At 65.0% G+C, this 23368-nt stretch carries 31 protein-coding genes; 22 read left to right on the top strand and 9 right to left on the bottom strand.

The genetic code is table 11. The features are described 5' to 3' along the window. Positions 1 to 149 precede the first annotated feature (149 nt). The 6 genes from ccmA (at position 150) to KMZ68_RS01795 (ending at position 3618) form a co-directional block, all read left to right on the top strand. A complete protein-coding gene (gene ccmA, locus KMZ68_RS01820) occupies positions 150 to 752 on the top strand; it encodes a heme ABC exporter ATP-binding protein CcmA (protein ID WP_215614225.1) in 603 nt (200 codons plus the stop codon). Next, positions 749 to 1417 carry a heme exporter protein CcmB gene (gene ccmB, locus KMZ68_RS01815; RefSeq protein ID WP_215614224.1) on the top strand — a complete coding sequence of 223 codons (669 nt, stop codon included), beginning with the start codon at positions 749 to 751 and terminating at the stop codon, positions 1415 to 1417. Before ccmA ends, ccmB begins: the two co-directional genes overlap by 4 nt. 93 nt (positions 1418 to 1510) lie before the next feature. After that, positions 1511 to 2242: a heme ABC transporter permease gene (locus KMZ68_RS01810; RefSeq protein ID WP_215616145.1), complete on the top strand. Its 732-nt coding sequence runs from the start codon at positions 1511 to 1513 to the stop codon at positions 2240 to 2242. A 5-nt stretch (positions 2243 to 2247) separates the two neighbouring features. Next, positions 2248 to 2424, top strand: a complete 177-nt coding sequence (gene ccmD / locus KMZ68_RS01805; protein ID WP_215616144.1) for a heme exporter protein CcmD — start codon at positions 2248 to 2250, stop codon at positions 2422 to 2424. After that, the gene (locus KMZ68_RS01800; protein WP_215614223.1) at positions 2424 to 3020 is read left to right on the top strand and encodes a DsbE family thiol:disulfide interchange protein; all 597 of its coding nucleotides are present in this window, start codon (positions 2424 to 2426) and stop codon (positions 3018 to 3020) included. Before ccmD ends, KMZ68_RS01800 begins: the two co-directional genes overlap by 1 nt. Positions 3021 to 3252: 232 nt before the next feature. After that, entirely contained in the window at positions 3253 to 3618 is a 366-nt protein-coding gene (locus KMZ68_RS01795) for a ComEA family DNA-binding protein (protein ID WP_215614222.1), read from the top strand. 176 nt (positions 3619 to 3794) lie between these two features. Here the strand turns inward: KMZ68_RS01795 and KMZ68_RS01790 are convergent, their stop codons facing one another. Continuing rightward, a complete protein-coding gene (locus KMZ68_RS01790; RefSeq protein WP_215614221.1) occupies positions 3795 to 4397 on the bottom strand; it encodes a septation protein A in 603 nt (200 codons plus the stop codon). Positions 4398 to 4529: 132 nt separating this feature from the next. Then, positions 4530 to 5474, bottom strand: coding sequence for a signal recognition particle-docking protein FtsY (ftsY, locus tag KMZ68_RS01785; protein ID WP_215614220.1), 945 nt, complete (start codon positions 5472 to 5474; stop codon positions 4530 to 4532). A gap of 28 nt (positions 5475 to 5502) precedes the next feature. On the opposite strand from ftsY, the gene KMZ68_RS01780 reads away from it, so the two are divergent. Continuing rightward, a complete protein-coding gene (locus KMZ68_RS01780; RefSeq protein WP_371741399.1) occupies positions 5503 to 6225 on the top strand; it encodes an RluA family pseudouridine synthase in 723 nt (240 codons plus the stop codon). A gap of 121 nt (positions 6226 to 6346) precedes the next feature. On the opposite strand, the gene mtaB is transcribed toward KMZ68_RS01780, so the two are convergent. Together mtaB and dapF are read right to left on the bottom strand one after the other, a co-directional pair. Further along, positions 6347 to 7636, bottom strand: coding sequence for a tRNA (N(6)-L-threonylcarbamoyladenosine(37)-C(2))-methylthiotransferase MtaB (gene mtaB, locus KMZ68_RS01775; RefSeq protein WP_215614219.1), 1290 nt, complete (start codon positions 7634 to 7636; stop codon positions 6347 to 6349). A gap of 3 nt (positions 7637 to 7639) precedes the next feature. Then, positions 7640 to 8512 (bottom strand): diaminopimelate epimerase, encoded by an 873-nt coding sequence (dapF, locus tag KMZ68_RS01770; RefSeq protein ID WP_215614218.1) that lies wholly within the window; start codon positions 8510 to 8512, stop codon positions 7640 to 7642. Between the two features lie 226 nt (positions 8513 to 8738). Between dapF and KMZ68_RS01765 the strand changes: the two genes are divergently transcribed. Together KMZ68_RS01765 and KMZ68_RS01760 are read left to right on the top strand one after the other, a co-directional pair. Then, complete coding sequence (locus tag KMZ68_RS01765) at positions 8739 to 9497, top strand: GyrI-like domain-containing protein (RefSeq protein WP_215614217.1); 759 nt, start codon at positions 8739 to 8741, stop codon at positions 9495 to 9497. A 5-nt stretch (positions 9498 to 9502) separates the two neighbouring features. Further along, positions 9503 to 10201 carry an SIMPL domain-containing protein gene (locus tag KMZ68_RS01760; protein ID WP_215614216.1) on the top strand — a complete coding sequence of 233 codons (699 nt, stop codon included), beginning with the start codon at positions 9503 to 9505 and terminating at the stop codon, positions 10199 to 10201. Positions 10202 to 10357: 156 nt separating this feature from the next. On the opposite strand, the gene KMZ68_RS01755 is transcribed toward KMZ68_RS01760, so the two are convergent. Next, complete coding sequence (locus tag KMZ68_RS01755; RefSeq protein ID WP_215614215.1) at positions 10358 to 11335, bottom strand: MBL fold metallo-hydrolase; 978 nt, start codon at positions 11333 to 11335, stop codon at positions 10358 to 10360. A 78-nt stretch (positions 11336 to 11413) separates the two neighbouring features. Then, positions 11414 to 12022, bottom strand: coding sequence for an NAD(P)-dependent oxidoreductase (locus tag KMZ68_RS01750; RefSeq protein ID WP_215614214.1), 609 nt, complete (start codon positions 12020 to 12022; stop codon positions 11414 to 11416). A 102-nt stretch (positions 12023 to 12124) separates the two neighbouring features. On the opposite strand from KMZ68_RS01750, the gene KMZ68_RS01745 reads away from it, so the two are divergent. The 9 genes from KMZ68_RS01745 (at position 12125) to KMZ68_RS01710 (ending at position 18884) form a co-directional block, all read left to right on the top strand. Beyond that, the gene (locus KMZ68_RS01745; RefSeq protein WP_215614213.1) at positions 12125 to 12502 is read left to right on the top strand and encodes a winged helix-turn-helix transcriptional regulator; all 378 of its coding nucleotides are present in this window, start codon (positions 12125 to 12127) and stop codon (positions 12500 to 12502) included. Between the two features lie 298 nt (positions 12503 to 12800). Next, positions 12801 to 14351, top strand: a complete 1551-nt coding sequence (ffh, locus tag KMZ68_RS01740) for a signal recognition particle protein (RefSeq protein ID WP_215614212.1) — start codon at positions 12801 to 12803, stop codon at positions 14349 to 14351. 50 nt (positions 14352 to 14401) lie between these two features. Then, a complete protein-coding gene (gene rpsP, locus KMZ68_RS01735) occupies positions 14402 to 14737 on the top strand; it encodes a 30S ribosomal protein S16 (protein WP_215614211.1) in 336 nt (111 codons plus the stop codon). 19 nt (positions 14738 to 14756) lie between these two features. Next, on the top strand, positions 14757 to 15272 hold the full coding sequence (gene rimM, locus KMZ68_RS01730; RefSeq protein WP_215614210.1) for a ribosome maturation factor RimM: 516 nt from the start codon (positions 14757 to 14759) through the stop codon (positions 15270 to 15272). 124 nt (positions 15273 to 15396) lie between these two features. After that, on the top strand, positions 15397 to 16146 hold the full coding sequence (gene trmD / locus KMZ68_RS01725; protein ID WP_215614209.1) for a tRNA (guanosine(37)-N1)-methyltransferase TrmD: 750 nt from the start codon (positions 15397 to 15399) through the stop codon (positions 16144 to 16146). Between the two features lie 227 nt (positions 16147 to 16373). Next, positions 16374 to 16763, top strand: a complete 390-nt coding sequence (gene rplS, locus KMZ68_RS01720) for a 50S ribosomal protein L19 (RefSeq protein ID WP_215614208.1) — start codon at positions 16374 to 16376, stop codon at positions 16761 to 16763. A gap of 133 nt (positions 16764 to 16896) precedes the next feature. Next, positions 16897 to 17031 (top strand): hypothetical protein, encoded by a 135-nt coding sequence (locus tag KMZ68_RS26080; protein WP_256443694.1) that lies wholly within the window; start codon positions 16897 to 16899, stop codon positions 17029 to 17031. A gap of 77 nt (positions 17032 to 17108) precedes the next feature. Beyond that, a complete protein-coding gene (gene leuC / locus KMZ68_RS01715; RefSeq protein ID WP_215614207.1) occupies positions 17109 to 18515 on the top strand; it encodes a 3-isopropylmalate dehydratase large subunit in 1407 nt (468 codons plus the stop codon). A gap of 168 nt (positions 18516 to 18683) precedes the next feature. Next, positions 18684 to 18884 carry a hypothetical protein gene (locus KMZ68_RS01710; protein WP_215604449.1) on the top strand — a complete coding sequence of 67 codons (201 nt, stop codon included), beginning with the start codon at positions 18684 to 18686 and terminating at the stop codon, positions 18882 to 18884. A 76-nt stretch (positions 18885 to 18960) separates the two neighbouring features. Here the strand turns inward: KMZ68_RS01710 and KMZ68_RS01705 are convergent, their stop codons facing one another. Further along, positions 18961 to 19584: a hypothetical protein gene (locus KMZ68_RS01705; protein WP_215614206.1), complete on the bottom strand. Its 624-nt coding sequence runs from the start codon at positions 19582 to 19584 to the stop codon at positions 18961 to 18963. Positions 19585 to 19774: 190 nt separating this feature from the next. On the opposite strand from KMZ68_RS01705, the gene KMZ68_RS01700 reads away from it, so the two are divergent. Beyond that, entirely contained in the window at positions 19775 to 20077 is a 303-nt protein-coding gene (locus tag KMZ68_RS01700) for a DUF1330 domain-containing protein (protein ID WP_215614205.1), read from the top strand. Positions 20078 to 20090: 13 nt separating this feature from the next. On the opposite strand, the gene KMZ68_RS01695 is transcribed toward KMZ68_RS01700, so the two are convergent. Then, positions 20091 to 20450: a hypothetical protein gene (locus tag KMZ68_RS01695; RefSeq protein ID WP_215614204.1), complete on the bottom strand. Its 360-nt coding sequence runs from the start codon at positions 20448 to 20450 to the stop codon at positions 20091 to 20093. A gap of 388 nt (positions 20451 to 20838) precedes the next feature. Continuing rightward, positions 20839 to 21156, bottom strand: coding sequence for a hypothetical protein (locus KMZ68_RS01690; RefSeq protein WP_215614203.1), 318 nt, complete (start codon positions 21154 to 21156; stop codon positions 20839 to 20841). A gap of 117 nt (positions 21157 to 21273) precedes the next feature. On the opposite strand from KMZ68_RS01690, the gene KMZ68_RS01685 reads away from it, so the two are divergent. From KMZ68_RS01685 to KMZ68_RS01675, 3 genes are all read left to right on the top strand, one after another. Next, positions 21274 to 21672 carry a metallopeptidase family protein gene (locus tag KMZ68_RS01685; RefSeq protein ID WP_215604444.1) on the top strand — a complete coding sequence of 133 codons (399 nt, stop codon included), beginning with the start codon at positions 21274 to 21276 and terminating at the stop codon, positions 21670 to 21672. Between the two features lie 147 nt (positions 21673 to 21819). Further along, a complete protein-coding gene (gene leuD, locus KMZ68_RS01680; protein ID WP_215604443.1) occupies positions 21820 to 22425 on the top strand; it encodes a 3-isopropylmalate dehydratase small subunit in 606 nt (201 codons plus the stop codon). A 48-nt stretch (positions 22426 to 22473) separates the two neighbouring features. After that, entirely contained in the window at positions 22474 to 23265 is a 792-nt protein-coding gene (locus KMZ68_RS01675) for a capsular polysaccharide synthesis protein (protein WP_215614202.1), read from the top strand. Positions 23266 to 23368: the final 103 nt, after the last annotated feature.

The following is a 23368-nucleotide window of genomic DNA, read 5'->3' as shown; positions in this document are numbered from 1 at the left end:
TTGCAGCGGCGGATTGTGTGCTGCATCAAGTTCCGGCTTATAGAATCTTTCTAGAGGCACCGCCACACCGGCAATCGTGCTGCAGCATCGCGGTACCCACAAATTCCGATGCGGTACCGATAGTTTCCAAAGGGCTGTGAAAGGGCAAAATGCGGCTCTCGGGACGGGGCATCAGGTGTGTGCGGGGCGGCCGGGAGGTGTTCTCGGGTCTCGATTTCGAGGCATCCTCGGGCGAGGCGCTGGCCGTGACCGGCCCCAACGGCTCCGGCAAAACCTCGCTGTTGCGGCTGATTGCGGGCCTGTTGGCTGCTGCGGGCGGGTCAATCGGACTGGAGGGCGGTGAAGGCGAACTGACCCTGCCCGAACAGGCCCATTATCTCGGCCACCGCGACGCCCTGAAGCCTGCCCTCAGCGTGATGGAAAACCTCGCCTTCTGGCGCGATTTCCTCGGCGGCGAGGCCTTCCCCATCGCTGAAAGCCTGGCCGCGGTCGGGCTGGATCATGCCGCCCACCTGCCGGCGGCATTCCTCTCGGCCGGACAGCGGCGGCGGCTCTCGATCGCCCGTCTGCTCACCGCGAGGCGGCCGATCTGGCTGCTGGATGAGCCGACCAACGCGCTCGATACCGCCGGGCAGGCCATGTTCGCCGCCCTGATGGCGGACCATCTTGCCCGCGGCGGCTTGATCATCGCCGCCACCCATGCGCCGCTGGGAATTGCCGCCCGCGAACTGCGGATCGGAGCCGCGTCATGACCGCGCTGGCCGCCCTGATTCGGAGAGACATCAGGATCGCGCTGCGGGTCGGCGGCGGGGCGCTGATCGGCGTGCTGTTCTTCCTCACCGTGGTGGTGCTGATGCCGTTCGCGGTCGGGCCCGACCTTGCGCTGCTGACACGACTCGGGCCTGCGATTCTCTGGCTCGGCGCGCTGCTCGCCAGCCTGCTCACCCTCGACCGGCTGTTCATGGCCGACCATGAAGACGGCTCGCTCGATCTGATCGTGATGAGCCGTACGCCGCTCGAACTGACCTGCGCCGCAAAGGCGCTGGCGCACTGGCTGGCCGCGGGATTGCCGCTGATCGTCGCCACCCCGGTGCTCGGCCTGCTGCTGAATCTCGATGCGACGGCGACCTCGGCCGTGGCGCTGACGCTTTTGGCGGGAACCCCGGCATTGACCTTCACCGGCATGATTGGCGCGGCGCTCGCCGTGACCTTGCATCGCGGCGGACTGCTGCTGGCGGTGCTGGTGCTGCCGCTGTCGATCCCGGTGCTGATCTTCGGCGTCTCCGCCTCGCAAGCCGCGATTACCGGGCCATTGTCGTTCGGGACCCCGTTTTCGATCCTGTGCGCGCTCTCGCTGGTCAGCCTCGTGATCGGACCCTTTGCCGCCGCCGCGAGCCTCCGGCACGGCCTCGACTAAGCCCCAATTGACACCGATCAACTCTCGCAGAGGCGAAATGACACAAAGGAAGTCACGTTGCCTGCCGCGACCGCCGCGACTATCAGGGATGTCATGACGCTGATCGACCTCGCCAACCCGACGAAATTCCTGACGCTGACCGCGCGCGTCTTGCCGTGGCTTGCGGCGCTGACCGCCGTCCTGCTGCTGGTCGGCCTCTATCAATCGGCGATGGCGCCCGACGACTACCAGCAGGGCTCGACCGTGAAGATCATGTTCGTGCACGTGCCGAATGCCTGGCTGTCGATGTTCGTCTGGGGCGTGATGAGCCTGGCCGCACTGGGCACGCTGGTGTGGCGGCATCCGCTGGCTGACGTCGCCGCCAAGGCCGCAGCACCGATCGGCGCCGCCTTTACCTTCCTGGCGCTGGTCACGGGTTCGCTGTGGGGACGGCCGATGTGGGGCACCTATTGGGAATGGGATGCGCGGCTGACCTCGGTGCTGATCCTGTTCCTGATGTATCTCGGCCTGATCGCGCTGTGGCGCGCGGTGGAAGATCCGTCACGCGCAGCGCGCGCCGCCGCGATCCTGACGCTGGTCGGCGCCCTCAACCTGCCGATCATCAAATTCTCGGTCGACTGGTGGAACACGCTGCATCAACCGGCGTCGGTGATGCGGATGGGGGGAACCGCGCTCGACCGCGCCTTCCTGATCCCGCTGCTGGTGATGGCGGTGGCGTTTTCGCTGTTGTTCGTCACGCTGCACCTGGCGGCGATGCGCAACGAAATCCTGCGCCGCCGGGTGCGCAGCTTGCAGATGATGCAAGCCAGCCAGCGTTCAGCGTGAACCCGATGTCGCTCGGTCCCTATGCCTCCTTCGTCGTGACATCCTACCTGCTGGCGACAGCCGTGGTGCTGATGCTGATCGCCTGGATCGCGATCGATTACCGCCGCCAGAAGGCGCGGCTGCGCGAGCTCGAAGCCAGCGGCATCACCCGCCGCTCCGGGCGCGGCGCGACGGAGATCTGATGAGCGAGCCCCGGTCCCTGGACGGATCGCCGCGAAGCCGGCGCTGGCTGGTGGCGCTGCCGCTCGTCGCCTTCATGGCGCTGGCCGGCCTGTTCCTGCTGCGGCTGTACGGCGGCGATCCCTCCAAAATCCCCTCCGCTTTGATCGGTCGCCCGGCGCCGCAAACCGCGCTGCCGCCGCTGCAGGGTCTGGTCCACAACGGCGTCCAGGTGCCCGGGCTCGATCCCGCCGCCTTCAAGGGCAAGGTCAGCGTCGTCAACGTCTGGGCCTCGTGGTGCGTGCCGTGCCACGACGAGGCGCCGCTCCTGACCGAACTCGGCAAGGACAAACGGCTGCAACTCGTCGGCATCAACTACAAGGATTCGCCCGACAACGCCCGGCGCTTCCTCGGCCGCTACGGCAATCCGTTCGGCATCGTCGGCGTCGACGGCAACGGCCGCGCCTCGATCGAATGGGGCGTCTATGGCGTGCCGGAAACCTTCGTGGTCGGACGCGACGGCACCATCGTCTACAAGATGGTCGGCCCGGTGACCCCGGCGAATTTCGACAGCGTGCTCAGGGCCGAGATCGACAAGGCGCTGAAGGCGGGGAGTTGATTCGGTCCCCATCCTGAGGAGCCGCGAAGCGGCGTCTCGAAGGATGGCGGCATCCGGACTCTCATGGTTCGAGACGGCGCAAGAGCGCCTCCTCACCATGAGGGAAGAAAGATGCGACGGTCTCAAAATAAATTTTCGCTTTTATCTGCCGTTCATTTGGCGGCCATGGCGCCGCCACGAATTCGAAGCTAGCTTGATGGCGTTACTTAAACCGTCCTTGGAGGGACACCCGATGCGTCATTTCACGCTTGCTTCACTTGCTGCAACTGCACTCACCCTTGGTCTGCTGACGGCTACGCCGGTCATGGCCCAGGCCACCCAGCCCGCCGCCAAATCCGACAGTAAGATGGCTCCCGCGCCGAAAGCGCCCGCTGCCGAATCGAAGATGGCGCCCGCCCCCAAGGTCGAACTGCTCGACATCAACTCGGCGACCGCCGAACAGCTCGACGCGCTCCCGGGCATCGGCAAGGCCTATTCGGCTGCGATCATCAAGGGCCGGCCCTACAAGGGCAAGGACGAGCTGGTGCAGAAGAAGATCCTGCCCGAGAAAACCTATGACGGCATCAAGGACAAGATCATCGCCAAGCAGAAGAGCTGATCTTTCTTACCTCTCCCCGCTTGCGGGGAGAGGTCGAAGCCGAAGGCTTCGGGTGAGGGGGACTCTCCGCGAGTCAGAATGCACGGAGACAGCCCCTCACCCCAACCCTCTAAGAGCGAGCTTCGCTCGTCTCGACCCCGCAAGCGCGGGGCGAGGGAGCAGAGCGGCGCAAGAACTCACCCCTTCGTCACGTCACCCGCATCCGCCTCGCTCGCTTCCAGCGAGGCCGGTTCCAGATGGTAACGCCTGGTCAGCGGCATCTGCGCAATCGCAAAGGCCATCGTCAGCGGGATCACGCCGAACGCCTTGAACGCGACCCAGAAATCGGTGCTCTGGGTGCGCCAGATGATTTCGTTCAGGATCGCCATCGCGAAAAAGAACAGCGCCCAGCGCATGGTCAGGATGCGCCAGCCATGCGGCGTGAGGTTGAACATCTGGTCGAACATGATCGCGATGAAGGATCGGCCGAACAACAGCCCGCCGCCGAGGATCGCCGCGAACAGGCCGTAGATGATGGTCGGCTTGACCTTGATGAAGGTCTCGTCGTGCAGCACCAAGGTGAGCGTGCCGAACACGATGACGATGACGCCGGTGACCAGCGCCATCATCGGCACATGCTTCACCACCACGTAGGACGCGATCATCGCCGCCACGATCGCCACCATGAACGCGCCGGTGGCGACGAACAGGTTGAACTTGGCGTTGGCGACGAAGAAGACGATCAGCGGACCGAGTTCGGTCGCGAGCTTGAACAGCGGATGCGGCGTGGTCTTGTCCATTATTGATCCATCAATCCAATTTGCCGCCATCCTTCGAGACGGCGCTTCGCGCCTCCTCAGGATGAGGCCTTTACGTGTTGCTCCGACCTCATCCTGAGGAGCGGCGTCTTCGCCGCGTCTCGAAGGATGAGGCTACTCAATCCCTGCGATCGCCTGCGCGAAATCCCGCGCGGTGAACGGCGCGAGGTCGTCGATGCCCTCGCCGACGCCGATGAAGTGCACCGGCAGTTTGTGCTTCTCGGCCAGCGCCACCAGGATGCCGCCGCGCGCGGTGCCGTCGAGCTTGGTCATGACCAGGCCGGTGACGCCTGCGGTACGATGAAACGCTTCCACTTGCGACAGCGCATTTTGTCCCACCGTGGCGTCCAGCACCAGCAGCACCGCATGCGGCGCCGAGGCGTCGACCTTCCTGATGACGCGGACGACCTTTTCGAGTTCGTTCATCAGTTCGGCCTTGTTCTGCAGCCGGCCGGCGGTATCGACCAAGAGCACGTCGAGCTTCCCCTCGCGCGCCGCCGTCAGCGCGTTGAAGGCGAGGCTCGCGGAATCCGAGCCCTGCGCGCCTGATATGACCGGCGATCCGGTGCGCTCGCCCCAGATCTTCAACTGCTCGATGGCCGCGGCGCGAAAGGTATCGCCGGCCGCCAGCATCACCTTGCGGCCCTCGGCGCTCAATTTGGCGGCAAGCTTTCCGATCGTGGTGGTCTTGCCGGAGCCATTGACGCCGACCACCAGAATGACGAACGGCTTCTGCGCCTCGTCGATCACGAGCGGCATCGCCACCGGCGAGAGAACCTTCTCGACCTCGGTCGCGACCACGGTCTTCACGTCGTCAGCCGAAATCGTCTTGTCGTAGCGGCCGTGGCCGACCGCCGCGGCAATGCGCGCCGCGACCTCGGTGCCGAGATCGGCGCGCAACAGCACGTCCTCGATATCCTCGAGCATCGCGCGGTCGAGCTTGCGCTTGGTGACGAGATCGGCCACCGCCGAGCCGAGCGAGCTCGAGGTGCGCTTCAGGCCGCCGGACAGCCGCCGCCACCAGCTCAGTTTTGTCTTTTCGGGAGTGGTATCGTTCATGCTGGGGGTGTGTTAGCGGTTTCGCGCCATGAGCGAAAGTCTCGACCGATCGATGGTTGTTCCCGAATTAACGGCGGACGAAATCCAGGCCCGCGTGCTCCACCGCGACGGGCTGATGCTGGTGATCGACAAGCCGGCGGGGCTGCCGGTGCATCGCGGCCCCAAGGGCGGCGCCAACCTGGAATCCTCTTTCGACGCGCTGCGTTTCGGCCTGCCGCGGCCGCCGGTGCTGGCCCACCGGCTCGACCGCGACACCTCAGGCTGTCTCGTGCTGGGACGCCACCGCAAGGCCACGGCCTCGCTCGGTCTGTTGTTCAAACATGGCAAGATTTCGAAAACCTATTGGGCGGTGGTCGAGGGCGGTCCTGCCGGGGATGAGGGCACCATCGACATGCCGCTCGGCCGCCTCAACGCCGAACGCGGCTGGTGGCAGAAGCCGGATCCGGAAGGGCAGAAGGCGGTCACCAACTGGAAGGTGCTGGGGCGCGGCAATGGCCTCACCTGGCTCGCGCTCGAGCCGGTCACCGGGCGGACCCATCAATTGCGCGTGCACTGCGCCGCCACGGGCTGGCCGATCGTCGGCGACAATATCTACGGCAGCGGCCCGCGCTTCGGCGAACCGACCCTGCACCTGCATTCCCGCGAAATCGTGATTCCGATTTCGAAGAACAAGGAACCGGTGCGCGTGGTGGCGCCTGCGCCGGGGCATTTGCAGGAACGGCTCAGGGCGTGCGGGTGGAACGGGGAGTGACTGCGGGAAGTGGCGCAGTACCGCCAAACACACCGCCGTCGTCCTCCGCGAAAGCGGGGGACCCAGTATTCCAGAGACGTCTGAAATCAAACGAGAAGTCCCGGCGTACTGGGTCGCCCGGTCAAGCCGTGCGACGACGGTCTGGGATCAGCCGCGCACCATCATGTCCGGTGATCGCCAACTCCAGCACCGCGCCAGGCACCTCACCCGCAATCGCCACCGGCACGAAATGTTCGGTGCGGCCTTGCGTCGGGCTCTCGATCAGCACCTGACGCGTTGCGCCGACCTCTGATGCCAGCCGCTTTTGCAGCGCGGCCTCGCCGGTTGCCCGCAATCGCCGGGCGCGTTGCTTGACCGCGTTGCCGTTCACCTGCGGCATCCGCGCCGCCGGGGTGCCCGGCCGCGGCGAATAGGGGAACACGTGCAGGAAGGTGAGCCCGCACTGCTGCACCAGATCCTGCGAACGCGCGAACATCTCCTCGGTTTCGGTCGGAAAGCCCGCGATGATGTCGGCGCCGAGCGCGATGTCCGGCCGCAGCCGCCGCACCTGCGCGCAGAAATCAATCGCGTCCTTGCGGGAATGCCGCCGCTTCATCCGCTTCAGGATCAGGTCGTCGCCGGACTGCAGCGACAGATGCAGATGCGGCATCAGCCGCTCGTCATCGGCGATCACGTCGAGCAGATCGCGATCGGCCTCGATGGAATCGATCGAAGAAATCCGCAGGCGCTTCAGTTCCGGCACATGCCGCAGGATTTGCTTGGTCAGTTGGCCAAGCTTCGGCGCGCCCGGCAGGTCGGCGCCATAGCTCGTGAGGTCGACGCCGGTCAGCACGATCTCGGCATGGCCGCGTTCGGCCAGCACGCGGACCTGATCGACCACCGCGCCCATCGGCACCGAGCGCGAATTGCCGCGGCCGAAAGGAATGATGCAAAACGTGCAGCGATGATCGCAGCCGTTCTGCACCTGCACGAATACCCGAGGCAGGCCCTTCGCAAAGCCTTCCAGCAGATGCGGCGCCATCTGTCTGACCGCCATGATGTCGGCGACCGCGATCTTCTGGCTGGCCTCGATGCCGAACGCCGGCGCCGTATCGAACGCCGCCCGCGCATTGCGCCAGGCTTGCCCACGCATCTTGTCGTCATTGCCGACGACGCGGTCGACCTCGGTCATGCCGGCGAATATCGCCGATTGCGTCTGCGCCGCGCAGCCGGTGACGACGATGCGCGCCTCCGGCCGCTCGCGCTTCAGCCGCCGGATCGATTGCCGCGCCTGGGCGACGGCCTCGTTGGTGACGGCGCAACTGTTGATGACGATGGTGTCGGCAAGCCCGGCGCGCTCCGCCTCCCGCAGGATCACTTCGGATTCGAACGCATTGAGGCGGCAGCCGAAGGTGACGATCTCGACGCTCATGATTCAGGCGACGCTGGCGAACAGCGCCGGATCGAACCGCCCCTCATATTCGAAATCGGCGGTGCCGGTCATCAGCACGTGATCGTCGCCCTCGCGCCACTCGATCGAGAGCTTGCCGCCGGGAAGCGTGATCTCGACGACGCGGTTGGCGCGCTTCAGCCGCGCCGCGGCGACGGCGGTGGCGCAGGCCGCCGAGCCGCAGGCCTTGGTCAGCCCCGCGCCGCGCTCCCAGGTGCGGATCGTGATGTGGTCGCGATCGACGATATGGGCCAGCGTGATATTGGCGCGCTCGGGAAAGATCGGATGGTTTTCCAGCAGCGGCCCGAAGCGGGCGAGATCGTAGGCGTTGACGTCGTCGACCCAGAAGATCGCGTGCGGATTGCCCATGTTGACGGCGGACGGCGAATGCAGCACCGGCGCGTCGATCGGCCCGACCTGCAATTCGATGTAGCGGGTGTCGCGGAACTCTTCCGCCAGCGGAATATCCTGCCAGCCGAACTTCGGCGCGCCCATGTCCACGGTGTAGAGATCCGGACGCGGCCCCTGCCAGCAGTTCAGCAGCCCCGCCCTGGTCTCGAAGGTGACGGCGGTCTGGCCGGTCTTCTCGAACAGCCGTCGCACCACGCAGCGCATGCCGTTGCCGCAGGCGCCGGATTCGGAGCCGTCATTGTTGTAGATGCGGATGAAAGCCTCGGTGCCCGCAAGCCGCGGCGGCTGCAGCACCATCAGCTGGTCGTAATGCACCCCGGCGGGGGAAGCGACCGCGCGCGCATCATCCGCCGTAACGGGGGCCGGCCTGTCGCGCAGATCGACCACGACGATCTCGTTGCCGATACCGTTCATCTTGGCGAATGCGTGGTTGGCGAGTGCGCTCATGGAATTTCCGTAAATTCTGCCTGTCTTATATGGCGAATATCCCCCGATTGGCCAGTGCGGCGAATCTGTGTCTGCCCCCCGCGCCCGGCGGGCGGCGCGCATGACATATCTGTCATGGGACGGAATCGACCCTTGCGTGTTAACGTTGCGACGTCTGCATTTGCCGGGCCCGATCCGGGGCGGGACGGCAAACGGCAGCAGCCACACGGCCCAGGGGACCATCCGAATGAATTTTATGCGTTGTTACCGCACCACCATGATCGCGCTGATACCGCTGGCGGCGTTGACCTGGGGTGGCGCCGCGCTGGCGCAGTCGCCGGCGCCGGCGGCCAGCCCAACAACACCACCGGCCCCTCCCGCAGCGAGCAGTCCGGCAACCCCGGCGCCGGCCCCGTCGGCGACACCGAGCCCGGCGCCGACGGAGACCCCCGCCCCGGCAGCAAGCCCTGCCGTCCCGCCCGCGGCTCCCCCGGCAGCCGCGCAGACCCCGGCAACGCCGCCGGCGGCCGCGCCGGTTCAGACCGCCGATCCCTTCGGCGAACAGATCACGCTGGAGCCAAAAAAGGTCGTCATCGTCAAGGGCAACGCCAACTGGGATTCGGCATTCGACACTCTGATCGATTCCTTCAAGGCGCTGACTGCGCTGCTCGACAAGCAGGGCATCAAGGCATCAGGCAATCCGATGATCGTCTACACCTCGACCGACGACACCGGCTTCACCTTCCTTGCCGAAATTCCGGTCGAGCAGGATCCGAAGAACCTGACCAAGGAGATGAGCATCGGCAAATCGCCCGAGGGCAAGTCGCTGAAATTCGTCCATCGCGGCTCCTACGACAATATGGACAATACCTATGAGGCGATCACCAACCACCTCGACGAGAAGAAGCTCGAAGCCAAGGACACCTTCATCGAGGAGTACCTCACCGATCCCCTGAAGACCGCCGAGGACAAGCTCGTCATCAACGTCTACGTGCCGCTGAAGTGAGAGCCATGAAACATCGCAGTTCCCTCGCCGCCGCCCTTGCCGCAATCACGCTGCTTGCCGCACCCGCGCTGGCCGAAACCGCGCCGCCGGCCATCACTGTCACCGGCGAAGCCACCGTATCGGTGCCGCCCGATCTGGCGCAGGTCGATGGCGGCGTCACCTCGGAAGCCAAGACCGCGCGCGAGGCGTCCGAGGCCAACAACGCCGCGATGAGCAAGGTGCTGCTGGCGCTGAAGGCCGCCAATATCCAGGAAAAGGACATCCAGACATCGCGGCTGTCGCTGCAGCCGCAATATGCGCCGAACCGCGCGGGGCCATCCGCCGTCGTCGGCTACCGCGCCAGCAATCGGGTGACGATCAAGGTGCGCGACGTCAGCAAGGTCGCCGGCGCGATCGACACGCTGGTGGGCGCTGGCGCCAACGAGATCGGCGGCATCAATTTCATGGTGTCGCAGGCCTCGAAACTGCTCGACGAGGCCCGCGAAAAGGCGGTTGCCGATGCCCGCCGCAAGGCCGAGATCTACGCCAGGGCCGCCGGCGTCACGCTCGGCGCGCCGCTCAGCATCTCGGAAGAGGGTAACGCCCCTCCGGTACCCTATCGCAGGATGGCCGCCGGCATGGTGGCGGCGACGCCAGTGGCGCAGGGTGAAGAGACGCTTTCGGTGACGGTGAGCGTGTCCTGGGCGATCAAGGCGGCGCAATAAACAATCGGACGTCGTCCCCGCGAACGCGGGGACCCATACTCCGCGGCGTTTCGATTTTGAGCGGCTGTGGTTGATACCTTCCCTCGCAATCGACAGTGGTGGTTACGGGTCCCGGCTCGCGCTCGCTTCGCTCGCTTGGCCGGGACGACGGGATAGCTAAACTTCGAACACCTGCCCCGGCTTCAGCGCCACGAAGCGCTCGCGCGGAATGCTGGCTTCATCGAGCGCGGCATGCAGTTCAGCGATCGGCGCGTCGATCGGCTCGTCGGTCAGCTGGAAGGTGCCGTGGTGATGCGCCAGCGCCTGCTCGGCACCGCAATCGGCCAGCGCCTTCACGGCGTCCGACGGATTCATGTGCTGGTCCTTCATGAACCAGCGCGGCTCATAGGCGCCGATCGGGAGGATCGCCAGCCGCAACGGGCCGTGCGCTTCGGCCACCCGGCGAAAATGCTTGCCCTCGCCATAGCCGGAATCGCAGACGATGTAGATCTTGCCCGCCGGCGTCTCGACCACGAAACTCGCCCACAGCGCCCGGTTGCGGTCGAACAGGCCGCGCGCGGTCCAGTGCCGCGTCGGTACCAGGGTCACGGCGATGCCGCCGCCGAGTTCGACCCGGTCGTGCCAGTCGAACGCCTCGGCCTTGATCGCGGCATTGGCGCGGCGCATCGCGACATCGTTGCCGAGCGGCGTGATCACGCGCGGGGCGTGCTTGTCCGCGAGCTTCGACAGCGTGGCGAGATCAAGATGATCATAATGGCCGTGCGACACCAGCGCGACGTCGATCTCCGGCAGCAAATCGAAGGCAATGCCGGGATCGTTGCGGCGCTTCGGCCCGGCAAAGCGCACCGGCGAGGCGCGCTCCGACCACACCGGATCGACCAGGATGTTCAGCCCCGAGGTCTGGATCAGCCAGCTGACATGGCCGACGAACGACAGCCGCACCTTGCCGCCATCGACGCGCGGCGGCGGCGTGTCGGCATGCGGGCTCGGCACCCATTGCGGCCAGGCGCGCCGCTGCCGGTCCCGGCCGAATTGCCAGCGCAGCACCTCGCGCAGCGATTTCGGCGGCACGCCGTCGGGATCGAAAAACTGCTTGCCGTCGAAGTGGTCGGAGGTAGGCCCGTCATAGCTCATGCGCAATTCCCGATGCTGCCCGTTACCGCGATCAGATAGTGACGGTTCAGCATCGAGGCTACAGGCTCCGCAGCGGCTTCAGTAGCCGACGGTGAAGCGCTTGCGCGAATGTGCCGGCTTTTCGATCTCGTCGGCCATGGCAACGGCGTAGTCCTCGAACGAGATGCTGCTGCCTTTCTCGTTCGACAGCAACCGATCGCCGCCAAGCCGGAACTTGCCAGTACGCTCGCCCGGCACGAACAGCGCCGAGGGCGAAAGAAACGTCCAGTCGAGGCTGGTTTCCTGGCGCAGCAGATCGAGGAACACGCCGCCGGCCGCGGCCTCGGCCTTGTAGATCGCCGGGAACTCCGGCGTGTCGATCAGCTTCACGCCGGGCGCGACCTCAAGGCTGCCGGCGCCGCCGACCACCAGATAACGGCCGACACCGGCGGCATGCACCGCCTCGATCAGCTTGCGCGGGTCGCTCGCGGTGAAATGCACCGAACTGATGACGGCATCGTGCCCCCTGAGCGCGGAGGTCAGGCCGGCAACATCATTGGCATCGGCCTTCAGCGGGGTGACGCCCGCCAGCGCCGGGATTTTCTCAGGATGGCGGGCGATGGCGGTGACGGCGTGGCCGCGGCGGGACAGTTCGGCGAGAATACGGGAACCGGCATTGCCGGTGGCGCCGATCAAAGCGATTTTCATTTGTAGTCTCCATGTGGTAACCAACGGAGACCAGCTATTCAAATTGATAGCAGATGTTAAGAAGGCACTTTACCGTAAGCTGGTTACCTCAGGGAGACCATCATGCTGCCGTCCACACCCCAAGGCTGGAACGCCTACGCCGGTACCTGCCCCACCCGGATGGTCCTGGACCGCATTGCCGACAAATGGGCGGTTCTGGTGCTCGGCCTGCTTGGCGACGGCCCGGTGCGCTTCAACCAGTTGCGGCGCCGGATCGAGGGCATTTCGCAGAAAATGCTGTCCCAGACCCTGAAAAGCCTGGAGCGTGACGGTCTGGTCAGCCGCAGGGCGATCCCCACCGTGCCGGTAACGGTCGAATATTCGATCACGCCGCTGGGCGAGACCCTGTCGGCAACCGTCGACGGCCTGCGGATCTGGGCGGAAACCCACATGGAACAGGTGCTGAAATCGCAACAGCAATACGATACGGCGGCGGCCTGAACCGCGGTTCGGATCGGACGCGTTCGCGGCCCAAACCTTGACTTGTCGCCGTCCGGCGCTGTAAATCCCGCCACTTCTCGAAGAGACGTTCTTTTCGACCCGCCGCCCGGCCCAGGAGGCCGGAGGTCAACGCCCGACAGCGCGATGCGCCCTCGGGCGCAAAATTGTTTGGAATATCCCTCATCTCCTGAGGAGCCGCGTGAGCGGCGTCTCGAAGGATGAGGTCTCAGGTAGTGGCCACCCTTCGAGACGCAGGCTTTCGCCTGCTCCTCAGGGTGAGGGCAACAGGAAAACGGCATTGTTCGACAATCTGTCGGAAAAGCTTGGTGGCATTCTCGATCGGCTGACGGGGCGCGGGGCGCTGTCGGAAGCCGACGTCGACGCTGCGATGCGCGAGGTGCGCCGCGCGCTGCTCGAGGCCGACGTCTCGCTCGACGTGGTCCGCAGCTTCACCGACCGGGTCCGCGAGCAGGCGGTCGGCGCCACCGTGGTCAAGTCGGTGACCCCCGGCCAGATGGTGGTCAAGATCGTCCATGACGAACTGATCGCCACGCTCGGGTCCGACGGCCAGACCATCGACCTCAACGCGGTGCCGCCGGTCGCCATCATGATGGTCGGCCTGCAGGGCTCCGGCAAGACCACCACCACCGCGAAGCTCGCGCGCCGCCTGACCCAGCGCGACAAGCGCAAGGTGCTGATGGCCTCGCTCGACATCTATCGCCCGGCGGCGATGGAGCAGCTCGCGGTGCTCGGGCGCGATCTCGAGATCCAGACCCTGCCGATCGTCGCCGGCCAGAAGCCGGCGCAGATCGCCAAGCGCGCGCTGGAAGCCGCCAAGCTCGGCGGCTACGACGTGGTGCTGCTCGACACCGCCGGCCGCACCACGCTCGACGAAGAGATGATGACGGAAGCCGCGGAAATCAAAACCGCCGCCAATCCGCATGAAGTGCTGCTGGTCGCGGACTCGCTGACTGGCCAGGACGCCGTCAATCTCGCGCGCTCCTTCGACCAGCGCGTCGGCCTCACCGGCATCGTGCTGACGAGGGTCGACGGCGACGGCCGCGGCGGCGCGGCGCTGTCGATGCGCGCGGTCACCGGCAAGCCGATCAAGCTGATCGGCACCGGCGAAAAAACCGACGCGCTGGAAGATTTTCATCCTGATCGAATCGCCGGCCGTATTCTCGGCATGGGCGACGTGGTGTCGCTGGTGGAGAAGGCGGCGGCGAACATCGATGCGGAAAAGGCCGCGCGCGTCGCCGAGAAGATGCGCAAGGGCCAGTTCGACCTGGCCGACATGCGCGAGCAATTGCTGCAGATGGCGAATATGGGCGGCATCAGCGGGCTGATGGGCATGATGCCCGGCATCGCCAAGATGAAGAACCAGATCGCCAACGCCGGGATCGACGACAAGATCATCAAGCGCCAGGTCGCGGTGATCGATTCGATGACGCGGCAGGAACGCAAGAGCCCCGATATCCTGAAAGCGAGCCGCAAGAAGCGCATCGCCGCCGGCGCCGGCGTCAAGGTCGAGGAAGTCAACAAGCTCTTGAAGATGCACCGGAACATGGCCGACATGATGAAGGCGATGGGCTCGGGCAAGCGCGGACCGATGGCCGGCATCGCGCAGGCCATGGGTTTTGGCGGCGGCATGCCGTCGCCGGAACAGATGAAGGCGCTGGCGGAGAAAATGCCGGGCGGCGCTGCGCCCGGCGGCATGCCCGCGCTGCCGAAGGACCTTCCTGCAGGCCTGCGCACCGGCCTGCCGAATTTGCCGGGGCTGACGGGCCTGAGCGGCAAGCCGAACCTGCCGGGCCTCGGCGGCTTCCCCGGTCTGGGGAAAAAGAAATAACCGCGATCCATTCACTTCACATTCGAACAGACACCTCAAAGGAGAACTCAATGTCAGTCGTTATCCGCCTCGCCCGCGCAGGCACCAAGAAGCGTCCGGTCTATCACGTCGTCGTCGCCGACTCGCGCTTCCCGCGCGACGGCCGCTTCATCGAGCGCCTCGGCCACTTCAATCCGCTGCTGCCGAAGGACAACGAAGCGCGGCTGAAGCTCGACATGGACAAGGTCAAGGCCTGGCTCGCCAAGGGCGCGCAGCCGTCGGACCGCGTGTCGCGCTTCCTGGACGCCGCCGGCGTCGTCAAGCGCACCGCGCGCAACAATCCGGAAAAGGCCGTGCCGCGCAAGGAGCGCAAGGCCAACGCCGAAGCCGCCGCCAAATCGGCTTAAAGCGTAACGGCGCGCGACGGTGGCAGCACCGATTTGCGTCGCCCGGATCGGCGCCGCGCATGGCGTGCGCGGCGCGGTGAAGCTATGGACCTTCACCGAGGACCCATTTGCCGTGCAGGCTTACGGGCCGCTGATGACAAAGGACGGCGCGCGGCAATTCGAAGTGGCGACCGCGCGGGAAGCCAAGGGCCATCTGGTGGTGACGCTGAAGGGCGTCGCCACCCGCGAGGATGCCGAGCGGCTCAACGGCCTCGAGCTCTACGTCGCGCGCGACAAATTGCCCGATACCGGCGAAGACGAATATTACCACGCCGACCTGATCGGGCTCGCCGCGGTCAACACCGCCAATGAGCCGATCGGCCGCGTCGTCGCGATCCACAATTTCGGCGCCGGCGACATCATCGAGATCGAGCCGCCCTATGGCGCGACGATGCTGCTGCCGTTCACCAACGCCGTGGTGCCGACGGTCGATCTTGCGGCCGGGCGCGTGGTGATCGAATTGCCGCGAGAGATCGCGGACCAAGATCACTCCTAACTCGTCATCGCCGGGTAACTCGTCATCGCCGGGCTCGACCCGGCGATCCATCTCCTGCAAAGGCGATGGATACGCGGGTCAAGCCCGCGTATGACGGTCTGAATTCATTCGCGATCGTCCGAAGATGGCTTCCGAGACAAAATCCTGGCACGCGACCGTGCTGACGCTCTTTCCGGAGATGTTCCCCGGCCCGCTCGGCGTCAGCCTGGCGGGCAAGGCGCTGGCGTCCGGGCTGTGGGCGCTTCAGGCGCACGATATCCGGGACTCCGCCACCGACCGCCATCGCAGCGTCGACGATACCCCGGCCGGCGGCGGCCCCGGCATGGTGCTGCGCGCCGACGTGCTGGCGGCCGCGATCGATGCGGCGGAGATCGCGCCGGATCGGCCGCGCCTATTGATGAGCCCGCGGGGTCGGCCATTGACCCAGTCCCGGGTTGAGGAACTCGCCGCCGGGCCCGGCCCGCTGATCGTCTGCGGCCGGTTCGAGGGCGTCGACCAGCGGGTGATCGAGGCCCGCCGGCTCGAGGAAATTTCGATCGGGGATTACGTGCTGTCCGGGGGCGAAATCGCCGCCATGGCGCTGATCGACGCCTGCGTCCGGCTGTTGCCCGGCGTGATGGGCAAGCTCGCTTCCGGGACCGACGAGAGTTTTTCCGATTCCCTACTGGAATACCCACAATATACCCGCCCGCAGACCTTCGAGGGCCAGCCGATCCCGGAAGTCCTCACTTCCGGCGACCACGCCAAGGTGGCGGCCTGGCGGCAGGCCGAGGCCGAGGCCCTGACCCGGGTGCGGCGGCCGGATTTGTGGGCCGCTAAGCAAGCCCAGCAACGGACTGGCCAAAAACGTCCAAAAAACACGACGGACGGGTGACAAGCCTTCGCCTTTGCCGTATACGGGCGCCAAATCCGCGCACCGAGCATTTTCCGGCAAAGTGGCATTCCGGTTTGCCGCCAGAAAATGCTCGAATTTATTGAACGGCGCGTATTCTTTCCGCAAAACCGGTGCCGACTTTTGCGGAATACGCGCTACAGGATAAACGAACACCCGCGCAGCCCGCGCCTTGGCGGCTGGGGCGCGACGCCGATGGAGATTTTGCGATGAACCTGATTCAACAGCTCGAAAAAGAGCAGTTCGACAAATTGGCCGCCACCAAGACCATTCCGGAATTCGGCCCCGGCGACACCGTGATCGTCAACGTCAAGGTGGTCGAAGGCGACCGCTCGCGCGTGCAGGCCTATGAAGGCGTCTGCATCGGCCGCTCCGGCGGCGGGCTCAACGAGAGCTTCACGGTGCGCAAGATTTCCTACGGCGAAGGCGTGGAACGCGTGTTCCCCGTGATGTCGCCGATGATCGACTCGATCACCGTGGTGCGCCGCGGCAAGGTGCGCCGCGCCAAGCTGTATTACCTGCGCAACCTGCGCGGCAAGTCGGCCCGCATCGTCGAGAAGAAGACCGACCGGCCGCAGGCCGCCGCCGTCGGCGAGTAATTCTCCCTCATGGAGACATGACGAAAAGCGCGGGGGCCCACCCCGCGCTTTTTTGTTGCGGGATAGCTATCTGGATTGTCGGCCGGCTACCGATTGATTGTCGCGATGGCCGGCCGTGTGCTAGAAATTTGAAATGGTTCCAAACCAGACCAGCCTCGTCTGCCGCCTCGCCGCACGGATCGTGATCGACGATCGCAGCCGGCTGCCTGGCCGCTTCTTCGGACGGTTCACGACTTCCGCGACATCAGGACTTCAAAGCGCGCACTGACGCCGCGCTGATGTTCGTCTAGTTGCGCGTATTGCCGCGCTCACCTGCTCACACAAATCATTCAAGGGCTTACGCTCATGTCCAAACCGACCACGCTGTACGACAAGATCTGGAATGACCATCTGGTTCACGAGGCCGATGACGGCACCTGCCTGCTCTATATCGACCGCCATCTGGTCCATGAGGTGACCTCGCCGCAGGCCTTCGAAGGCTTGCGCGCCACCGGCCGCAAGGTTCACGCGCCGGAGAAGACGCTGGCCGTGGTCGACCACAACATCCCGACCACCGACCGTTCCAAGCCCAATCCGGATCCCGAGAGCATCGAACAGATGCGGGTGATGGCGGAGAACGCAAAAGAATTCGGCATCGAATACTACAACGAATTCGACAAGCGCCAGGGCATCGTTCACGTGATCGGCCCCGAGCAGGGCTTCACGCTGCCCGGCACCACCATCGTCTGCGGCGACAGCCACACTTCGACGCATGGCGCGTTCGGCGCGCTGGCGCACGGCATCGGCACCTCCGAAGTCGAGCACGTGCTGGCGACGCAGACCCTGATCCAGAAGAAGGCCAAGAACATGCGCGCCGTGGTCGACGGCAAATTGCCCGACGGCGTCACCGGCAAGGACATCATTCTCGCCATCATCGGCGAGATCGGCACCGCCGGCGGCACCGGCTATGTGCTGGAATATGCCGGCGAGGCGATCCGCGCGCTCTCGATGGAAGGCCGCATGACCGTCTGCAACATGTCGATCGAAGGCGGCGCCCGCGCCGGCCTGGTCGCTCCGGACGAGAAGGCGTTCGAGTTCCTGAAGGGCCGCCCCAAGGCGCCGAAGGGCGACGCCTGGGATGCCGCGATGCGCTACTGGGAAACGCTGCGAAGCGACCAGGGCGCGCATTTCGATCATGAGATCAGGCTGGACGCGGCCAAGCTGCCGCCGATCGTGACCTGGGGCACTTCGCCCGAGGACGTGGTGTCGATATCGGGCGTGGTGCCGGATCCCGACAAGATTCCGGACGAAGCCAAGCGGCTGTCGAAACATCGCGCCCTGAAATATATGGGCCTGACGCCCGGCACCAGGATCACCGACATCAAGCTCGACCGCATCTTCATCGGCTCCTGCACCAACGGCCGGATCGAGGATCTGCGCGCCGCGGCGAAGGTGGTCGAAGGCAGGACCGTCAACGCCAATCTCAACGCGATGATCGTCCCGGGCTCGGGGCTGGTGAAGGATCAGGCGGAAGCCGAGGGCCTCGACAAGATCTTCATCAAGGCCGGTTTCGAATGGCGCGAGCCGGGTTGCTCGATGTGCCTCGCCATGAACCCCGACAAGCTGGCGCCGGAAGAGCGCTGCGCCTCGACCTCGAACCGCAATTTCGAGGGCCGCCAGGGTTTCAAGGGCCGCACCCATCTGGTGTCGCCGGCGATGGCGGCGGCGGCGGCGATCGCCGGGCATTTTGTCGATATCCGGGAGTGGAAGTAGCGTTATCGAGCGAACGCCTGCCCCGGAGATGATCCGGGGTGGGAACCGGTTCGCATCGAGAGAACGCGCCAACTCTTGCATCAACCTCGACACTTCCCGGCAACCTCTCGTTAAAGAACCGGGAGCAGACTGCTCTTTGCGGAGATCAAGCTTCGCAAGGAGCGCGCCGTGGCCGACAAGTCCGAATTCGTCGATATGATCAGCGATGCGACGCGGCAGGTGCGGCGGCGCATCGTGCGGCGCGCTGTCGAGCCCGTGGTCAAGGAAAGGTCGCGTCTCGGTCACCGCTCGGACCGCATGGAACAGTGGCGGCTGGAGACGTTCACGCCCTGGAAGCTCAGGCCCTGGAAATTCAAGGATTGGGATTGAGCGGCGATATCTTGCCGCGGATACAGATCAGGCGCCCAAGCGGGCGCCTGAATCATTTCAGCCGACGGTTCGACGCTCACCAATAGATCGGGTAGCGGTGGCGCCAGCGATAACGCCAGTGATGATGCCACGGGCGATAGCGGCAGATCTTGCGCGGACCGTAATAGGTCCAGACGATCCGGCAGAACCGCCGCGGGTAATAATAGCGCTGCGGATAGTAAACCGGCGCGTAACCGTAGTAGCGCGGACGGACATGGTGGCGATGATGCCAGTAGGCCCGCCGCGGCGCGAAATGATGATGCCGGACGATTGCCGCCCCGCCATAGCGGTAGCCGCCGCCTCCTCGGTAGATATGAGGGGCGCTATGCCCGCCGCCGCGGAACACGGCGCCGCCGCTGCGGAAGCCGCCGCCATGAATGGCCGCCCCGCCGCCGCGGAAACCGCCACCATGAAAGCCGCCACCACCGCCATGGAAGCCACCGCCGCCGTGAAAACCGCCGCCGCCACGGCCGCCGCCGTGCCCGCCTTTGACTCCAGTCGTCAGCGCCTCGGAAGCATATTTCGCCGATGGCGCAGTGCCCGGATTGATCAGAGAGAGCGCCTCGGCGCGCTGGCCGGTCGCGGCCGTGAGCACCAGCATCGCGGCTGCCGCAACACCAAAGCGACGAACGCCGCGCCTCGGATCTGGAACCTTCATCATGCGTGAAACCTCCCGGAATCGGTGGCGAAGGCGAAGCCATGCAGCGGCACGCCTTTCGGCACGTTCATTTGCGCTCGCTCCCAACATTAAATTAAAGTTGGCGATGTGAACGCCCCATGAATGGGAGCGAGTTGAAGATGAACGCGGCTTGCAGCAGCAAGCGCGCGGCAATGCCGGCCAGGAATTAGAGATGACCGTTTATGCGATCGTGCAACTGAAGATGACCGACCGCGCGGCCTATGACCGCTATCAGGCGCGCTTCTTCGACGTGTTCAGAAAATTCAGCGGGCGGCTGCTGTCAGCCGATGAAAATCCGCAGGTGCTGGAAGGCGCGTGGGATCGCGACAAGCTGGTGCTGATGTCGTTTCCGGACGAGGCCGCCTTTCAGGCCTGGGCGACCTCGCCGGAATATCTGGAAATCTCGAAGGACCGCAAAGCCGGCGCACACGGCGTCGTGCTGCTGGCAAAAGGCTTTGCCCCAGGGACTAGCTAGCTGACCTCGACGGTTACCACCCCCACCCCCATCGTGGCCCAAACCCGAACCCGAAGCTGAAGCCGGGCGCGAACGGCGCCGGTGCGTAGTAGTAGGGATACGGCGCATAGTAGTACGGATACGGCCGATAGTAGTATGGCCGCGCGTAATAATAGCGCCGGTAATACGGCCGATAGCCGTAACGGTAATAGGGCCGATAGCCGTAGCCATAATAGCGCCGATAGTAGCGGTGCGCGCTGAAGTCGGTCGCCCTCGACGCTTGCGATTTTTGCAGCTCGGTCTGCAACGGCGCCGCCGCGGCAGAACCGATCGCAGCCGAACCGCCGATCATCAGCGTCAGCGCCAGGATGGCTGCGCCAGTCCATTTCCTCATGAAAGCCTCCTCTATTGCTCGACTGATCAACTCCGGGTCTTCCCGCGACCTTCTGCGGGCACACCACAAGAAAGCAGACTTCAGTTGCGCGGATATCACCGGCGACACCATGATTTAAATCAACGTTGCGCCGCAACGCAGGCCGTCAAGCCCGAGCCAACGGCTTCGAGTATGAAGCCAATGGCAGCGCCACAACGATGAACGCGAAACGCGCGAGCCGGTTCCCGCCTTTGCATGCACGAAGCATCAATCGGCACCGACGCAGGCCGTCGTCCGCATGTTGCGAAACTGCTTCGATAGAGGGACCGTCAGCGCGGCGCGGCAGTCAAAGCCTGCCCCGCCCCCCGATGCGAGGGGAACGCGTCCGACAAAAGCGTTGAGGAGAGCCTCAGCCCCGCCGCCAGTAGCAGTTCATGCGGGGCGTGATGACGGTGCCGCTCGGCCGGTATTCCTGCACATAGGTGGCGGTGCAGACCCGCACCGCATTGGGGCCGGGATTGTAACGGGGATAGACGTCGGGCTCCCACTGCTCGCGCGGATAGACCGGCACGCGCCGGATCACTCGGCGCCGCTGGGCCGAGATATCGGTGGGCGCTGCCTGCGCAGCCCTGATCCCCGACGGCGCGGTCTGCGCCTGCGCGGCCGCCCCGGGCAGCAACAGCCCGACAAAAGCAGCCAATAGTGCCGCCGTCCCAATCCGCATCATGACGCCCACCCGAACCTGTTGGTGGCCGCAACGTCTCCGATTGCCGCGCCGAGGTCAACTCCACTTGAAGCGCAAAACCGGTAGGCATATTGGCGGAACCCGCGTTAAACAGACGCCATGTGGACCAAAGCCAAGGCGCCGTCGCTGGCCGAAATGGAAGCCATGGCGCACGAGATTTTCGAGCGCCTGCCGAAGGGCTTTCGCAAGCTGTGCGAGGGCGTGATCGTCCGCGTCGACGACTTTCCGACCGACGAGGTGCTCGACGAGATGCAGGCGCAGAGCGAATTCGACCTGCTCGGCCTGTTTCAGGGCGTCGGGCTGCCGTTCCGCAGCAATGATGACATCGCCCGGCTGCCCAATATGGTCTGGCTCTACCGCCGCCCGATCCTGGATTACTGGGCCGAACATGACGAAACCCTCGGCCATATCGTCCGCCACGTGCTGATTCACGAGATCGGCCACCATTTCGGCCTCTCCGACGCCGACATGGAAGCGATCGAGGCGACCGTTGATTAGCCCCATTCCGGCGCGTATTCCTTGTCGCAAAACCGGTGCCCACTTTTGCGGAATGCGCGCGATTTACCCTTTAATACCGGCCGTATTCACGATAAACCACAGCCCGTAACGGCCTCAATCCCCAAATCTAGCCGGAAAGTGCATCCGATGGACAAGTTCACCACGCTGGAAGGCGTCGCGGCGCCGCTGAAGATCATCAATGTCGACACCGACATGATCATCCCCAAGCAGTACCTCAAGACCATCAAGCGCACCGGCCTCGGCAAGGGCCTGTTCTCGGAACAGCGCTACAAGGACGACGGCAGCGAGAATCCGGATTTCATCCTCAACAAGCCGGCCTATCGCAACGCCAAGGTGCTGGTCGCCGGCGACAATTTCGGCTGCGGCTCGAGCCGCGAGCACGCGCCATGGGCCTTGCTCGATTTCGGCATCCGCTGCGTGATCTCGACCTCGTTCGGCGATATCTTCTACAACAACTGCTTCAAGAACGGCATCCTGCCGATCCGCGTCACCCAGGAAGATCTCGACAAGCTGTTCGACGATGCCGAACGCGGCGCCAATGCGACGCTGACCGTCGATCTCGCCAAGCAGGAGATCCGCGGCCCCGACGGCGGCACGGTGAAGTTCGAGATCGATCCGTTCCGCAAGCACTGCCTGATGAACGGCCTCGACGACATCGGCCTCACCATGGAGAAGAAGGCCTCGATCGACGCCTATGAGGCGAAGGCGAAGACCGCGCGCGCCTGGGCCTGATCCCACCGCAAGCCCCTTCGCTCGAGAGCGCCGCGGAAGGTGTCGTGCATGCGGCCTGACGTCGTCACCTTCTGGCACGGTCCGCTCGATCGGCTCCGGCAGACCTGCCTGCGCTCGCAGGTCGCGGCAGGCCACAAGGTCACCGTCTACAGTTTCGAGCCGCTGGCGGGATTGCCCGACGGCGTCGGTAATGCCGAAGCCGAAGCGATCCTGCCGCACGCCTTTTCCGAAAAGCTTCGCCCGCCGCAACCGGACGGCACCTGGCGCGACTGGACCACGCTGCAGTTCTCGGATTTCTTCCGGATGCGGCTGATGGCGCGCGGCGCCGGACTGTGGCTCGACGCCGACGTGCTGCTGCTGAAGCCGGTCGATATCGATCCAGGCAAACCTTTCTTCGCCTGGGAACGGCCGCGCCAGCTCGGCAACTCCGTGCTCTATCTGCCCGCGGACGACGCCATCGTCACGGCGTTCGAAGCGCTGATGCGGCAGGACGAACTGACGCCGGACTGGCTGGCGCTGCGGCATCGCTTGATCTTCGGCCTGCGCAAGCTGCGCGGCAAATCGAACCGCCTCTCCGATATCCGCGTCGCGATCTATGGTCCGGCGGCGCTGACCGCGCTCGCGGCCCGCCATGGCGAACTCGGTTACGCCTTGCCGAAGAAATCCTTTTATGCGGTTCATGCCGAACCACGACTGTTCTTCGAGCCTGCGGATTTCACAGCCCTGATCGGCGATCCCGACATAACGGGGTTTCACATCTCGCCGAAAGGCCGTGGCAGCCAGCCGCCCCTTCCAGGCAGCCTGTATGCGTGGGCGGCGGAACGGTTCGGCCGGCCTTGACGCCCTCGCGCGGGCCGGACCGCCGGACTTGTTTGATCTAACGCAACGACATTTTGTTTCCTTGCGCTCATATGGATCAAATTCTGATCACCTGCGGAGGGGT

The organism is Bradyrhizobium sediminis (assembly GCF_018736105.1).
GTDB lineage: Bacteria > Pseudomonadota > Alphaproteobacteria > Rhizobiales > Xanthobacteraceae > Bradyrhizobium.
Note: the sequence above shows the minus strand (reverse complement) of the source record. Positions and strands in the feature narration are given on the sequence as shown.

What these genes read in the sequence shown, in the direction of transcription:
- KMZ68_RS01810 (WP_215616145.1), top strand. Translation starts at nt 1,511, where the DNA reads ATGACGCTGATCGACCTCGCCAACCCGACGAAATTCCTGACGCTGACC.
- KMZ68_RS01695 (WP_215614204.1), bottom strand. Translation starts at nt 20,450, where the DNA reads ATGAGGAAATGGACTGGCGCAGCCATCCTGGCGCTGACGCTGATGATC.
- KMZ68_RS01765 (WP_215614217.1), top strand. Translation starts at nt 8,739, where the DNA reads ATGAATTTTATGCGTTGTTACCGCACCACCATGATCGCGCTGATACCG.
- leuC (WP_215614207.1), top strand. Translation starts at nt 17,109, where the DNA reads ATGTCCAAACCGACCACGCTGTACGACAAGATCTGGAATGACCATCTG.
- KMZ68_RS01750 (WP_215614214.1), bottom strand. Translation starts at nt 12,022, where the DNA reads ATGAAAATCGCTTTGATCGGCGCCACCGGCAATGCCGGTTCCCGTATT.
- ccmD (WP_215616144.1), top strand. Translation starts at nt 2,248, where the DNA reads ATGTCGCTCGGTCCCTATGCCTCCTTCGTCGTGACATCCTACCTGCTG.
- ccmB (WP_215614224.1), top strand. Translation starts at nt 749, where the DNA reads ATGACCGCGCTGGCCGCCCTGATTCGGAGAGACATCAGGATCGCGCTG.
- KMZ68_RS01780 (WP_371741399.1), top strand. Translation starts at nt 5,503, where the DNA reads ATGAGCGAAAGTCTCGACCGATCGATGGTTGTTCCCGAATTAACGGCG.
- KMZ68_RS01760 (WP_215614216.1), top strand. Translation starts at nt 9,503, where the DNA reads ATGAAACATCGCAGTTCCCTCGCCGCCGCCCTTGCCGCAATCACGCTG.
- KMZ68_RS01795 (WP_215614222.1), top strand. Translation starts at nt 3,253, where the DNA reads ATGCGTCATTTCACGCTTGCTTCACTTGCTGCAACTGCACTCACCCTT.
- ftsY (WP_215614220.1), bottom strand. Translation starts at nt 5,474, where the DNA reads ATGAACGATACCACTCCCGAAAAGACAAAACTGAGCTGGTGGCGGCGG.
- rplS (WP_215614208.1), top strand. Translation starts at nt 16,374, where the DNA reads ATGAACCTGATTCAACAGCTCGAAAAAGAGCAGTTCGACAAATTGGCC.
- KMZ68_RS01790 (WP_215614221.1), bottom strand. Translation starts at nt 4,397, where the DNA reads ATGGACAAGACCACGCCGCATCCGCTGTTCAAGCTCGCGACCGAACTC.
- KMZ68_RS01700 (WP_215614205.1), top strand. Translation starts at nt 19,775, where the DNA reads ATGACCGTTTATGCGATCGTGCAACTGAAGATGACCGACCGCGCGGCC.
- KMZ68_RS01800 (WP_215614223.1), top strand. Translation starts at nt 2,424, where the DNA reads ATGAGCGAGCCCCGGTCCCTGGACGGATCGCCGCGAAGCCGGCGCTGG.
- dapF (WP_215614218.1), bottom strand. Translation starts at nt 8,512, where the DNA reads ATGAGCGCACTCGCCAACCACGCATTCGCCAAGATGAACGGTATCGGC.
- KMZ68_RS01705 (WP_215614206.1), bottom strand. Translation starts at nt 19,584, where the DNA reads ATGATGAAGGTTCCAGATCCGAGGCGCGGCGTTCGTCGCTTTGGTGTT.
- KMZ68_RS01690 (WP_215614203.1), bottom strand. Translation starts at nt 21,156, where the DNA reads ATGATGCGGATTGGGACGGCGGCACTATTGGCTGCTTTTGTCGGGCTG.
- leuD (WP_215604443.1), top strand. Translation starts at nt 21,820, where the DNA reads ATGGACAAGTTCACCACGCTGGAAGGCGTCGCGGCGCCGCTGAAGATC.
- KMZ68_RS26080 (WP_256443694.1), top strand. Translation starts at nt 16,897, where the DNA reads ATGGTTCCAAACCAGACCAGCCTCGTCTGCCGCCTCGCCGCACGGATC.
- ccmA (WP_215614225.1), top strand. Translation starts at nt 150, where the DNA reads ATGCGGCTCTCGGGACGGGGCATCAGGTGTGTGCGGGGCGGCCGGGAG.
- KMZ68_RS01685 (WP_215604444.1), top strand. Translation starts at nt 21,274, where the DNA reads ATGTGGACCAAAGCCAAGGCGCCGTCGCTGGCCGAAATGGAAGCCATG.
- KMZ68_RS01675 (WP_215614202.1), top strand. Translation starts at nt 22,474, where the DNA reads ATGCGGCCTGACGTCGTCACCTTCTGGCACGGTCCGCTCGATCGGCTC.
- KMZ68_RS01755 (WP_215614215.1), bottom strand. Translation starts at nt 11,335, where the DNA reads ATGAGCTATGACGGGCCTACCTCCGACCACTTCGACGGCAAGCAGTTT.
- trmD (WP_215614209.1), top strand. Translation starts at nt 15,397, where the DNA reads ATGGCTTCCGAGACAAAATCCTGGCACGCGACCGTGCTGACGCTCTTT.
- mtaB (WP_215614219.1), bottom strand. Translation starts at nt 7,636, where the DNA reads ATGAGCGTCGAGATCGTCACCTTCGGCTGCCGCCTCAATGCGTTCGAA.
- rpsP (WP_215614211.1), top strand. Translation starts at nt 14,402, where the DNA reads ATGTCAGTCGTTATCCGCCTCGCCCGCGCAGGCACCAAGAAGCGTCCG.
- KMZ68_RS01745 (WP_215614213.1), top strand. Translation starts at nt 12,125, where the DNA reads ATGCTGCCGTCCACACCCCAAGGCTGGAACGCCTACGCCGGTACCTGC.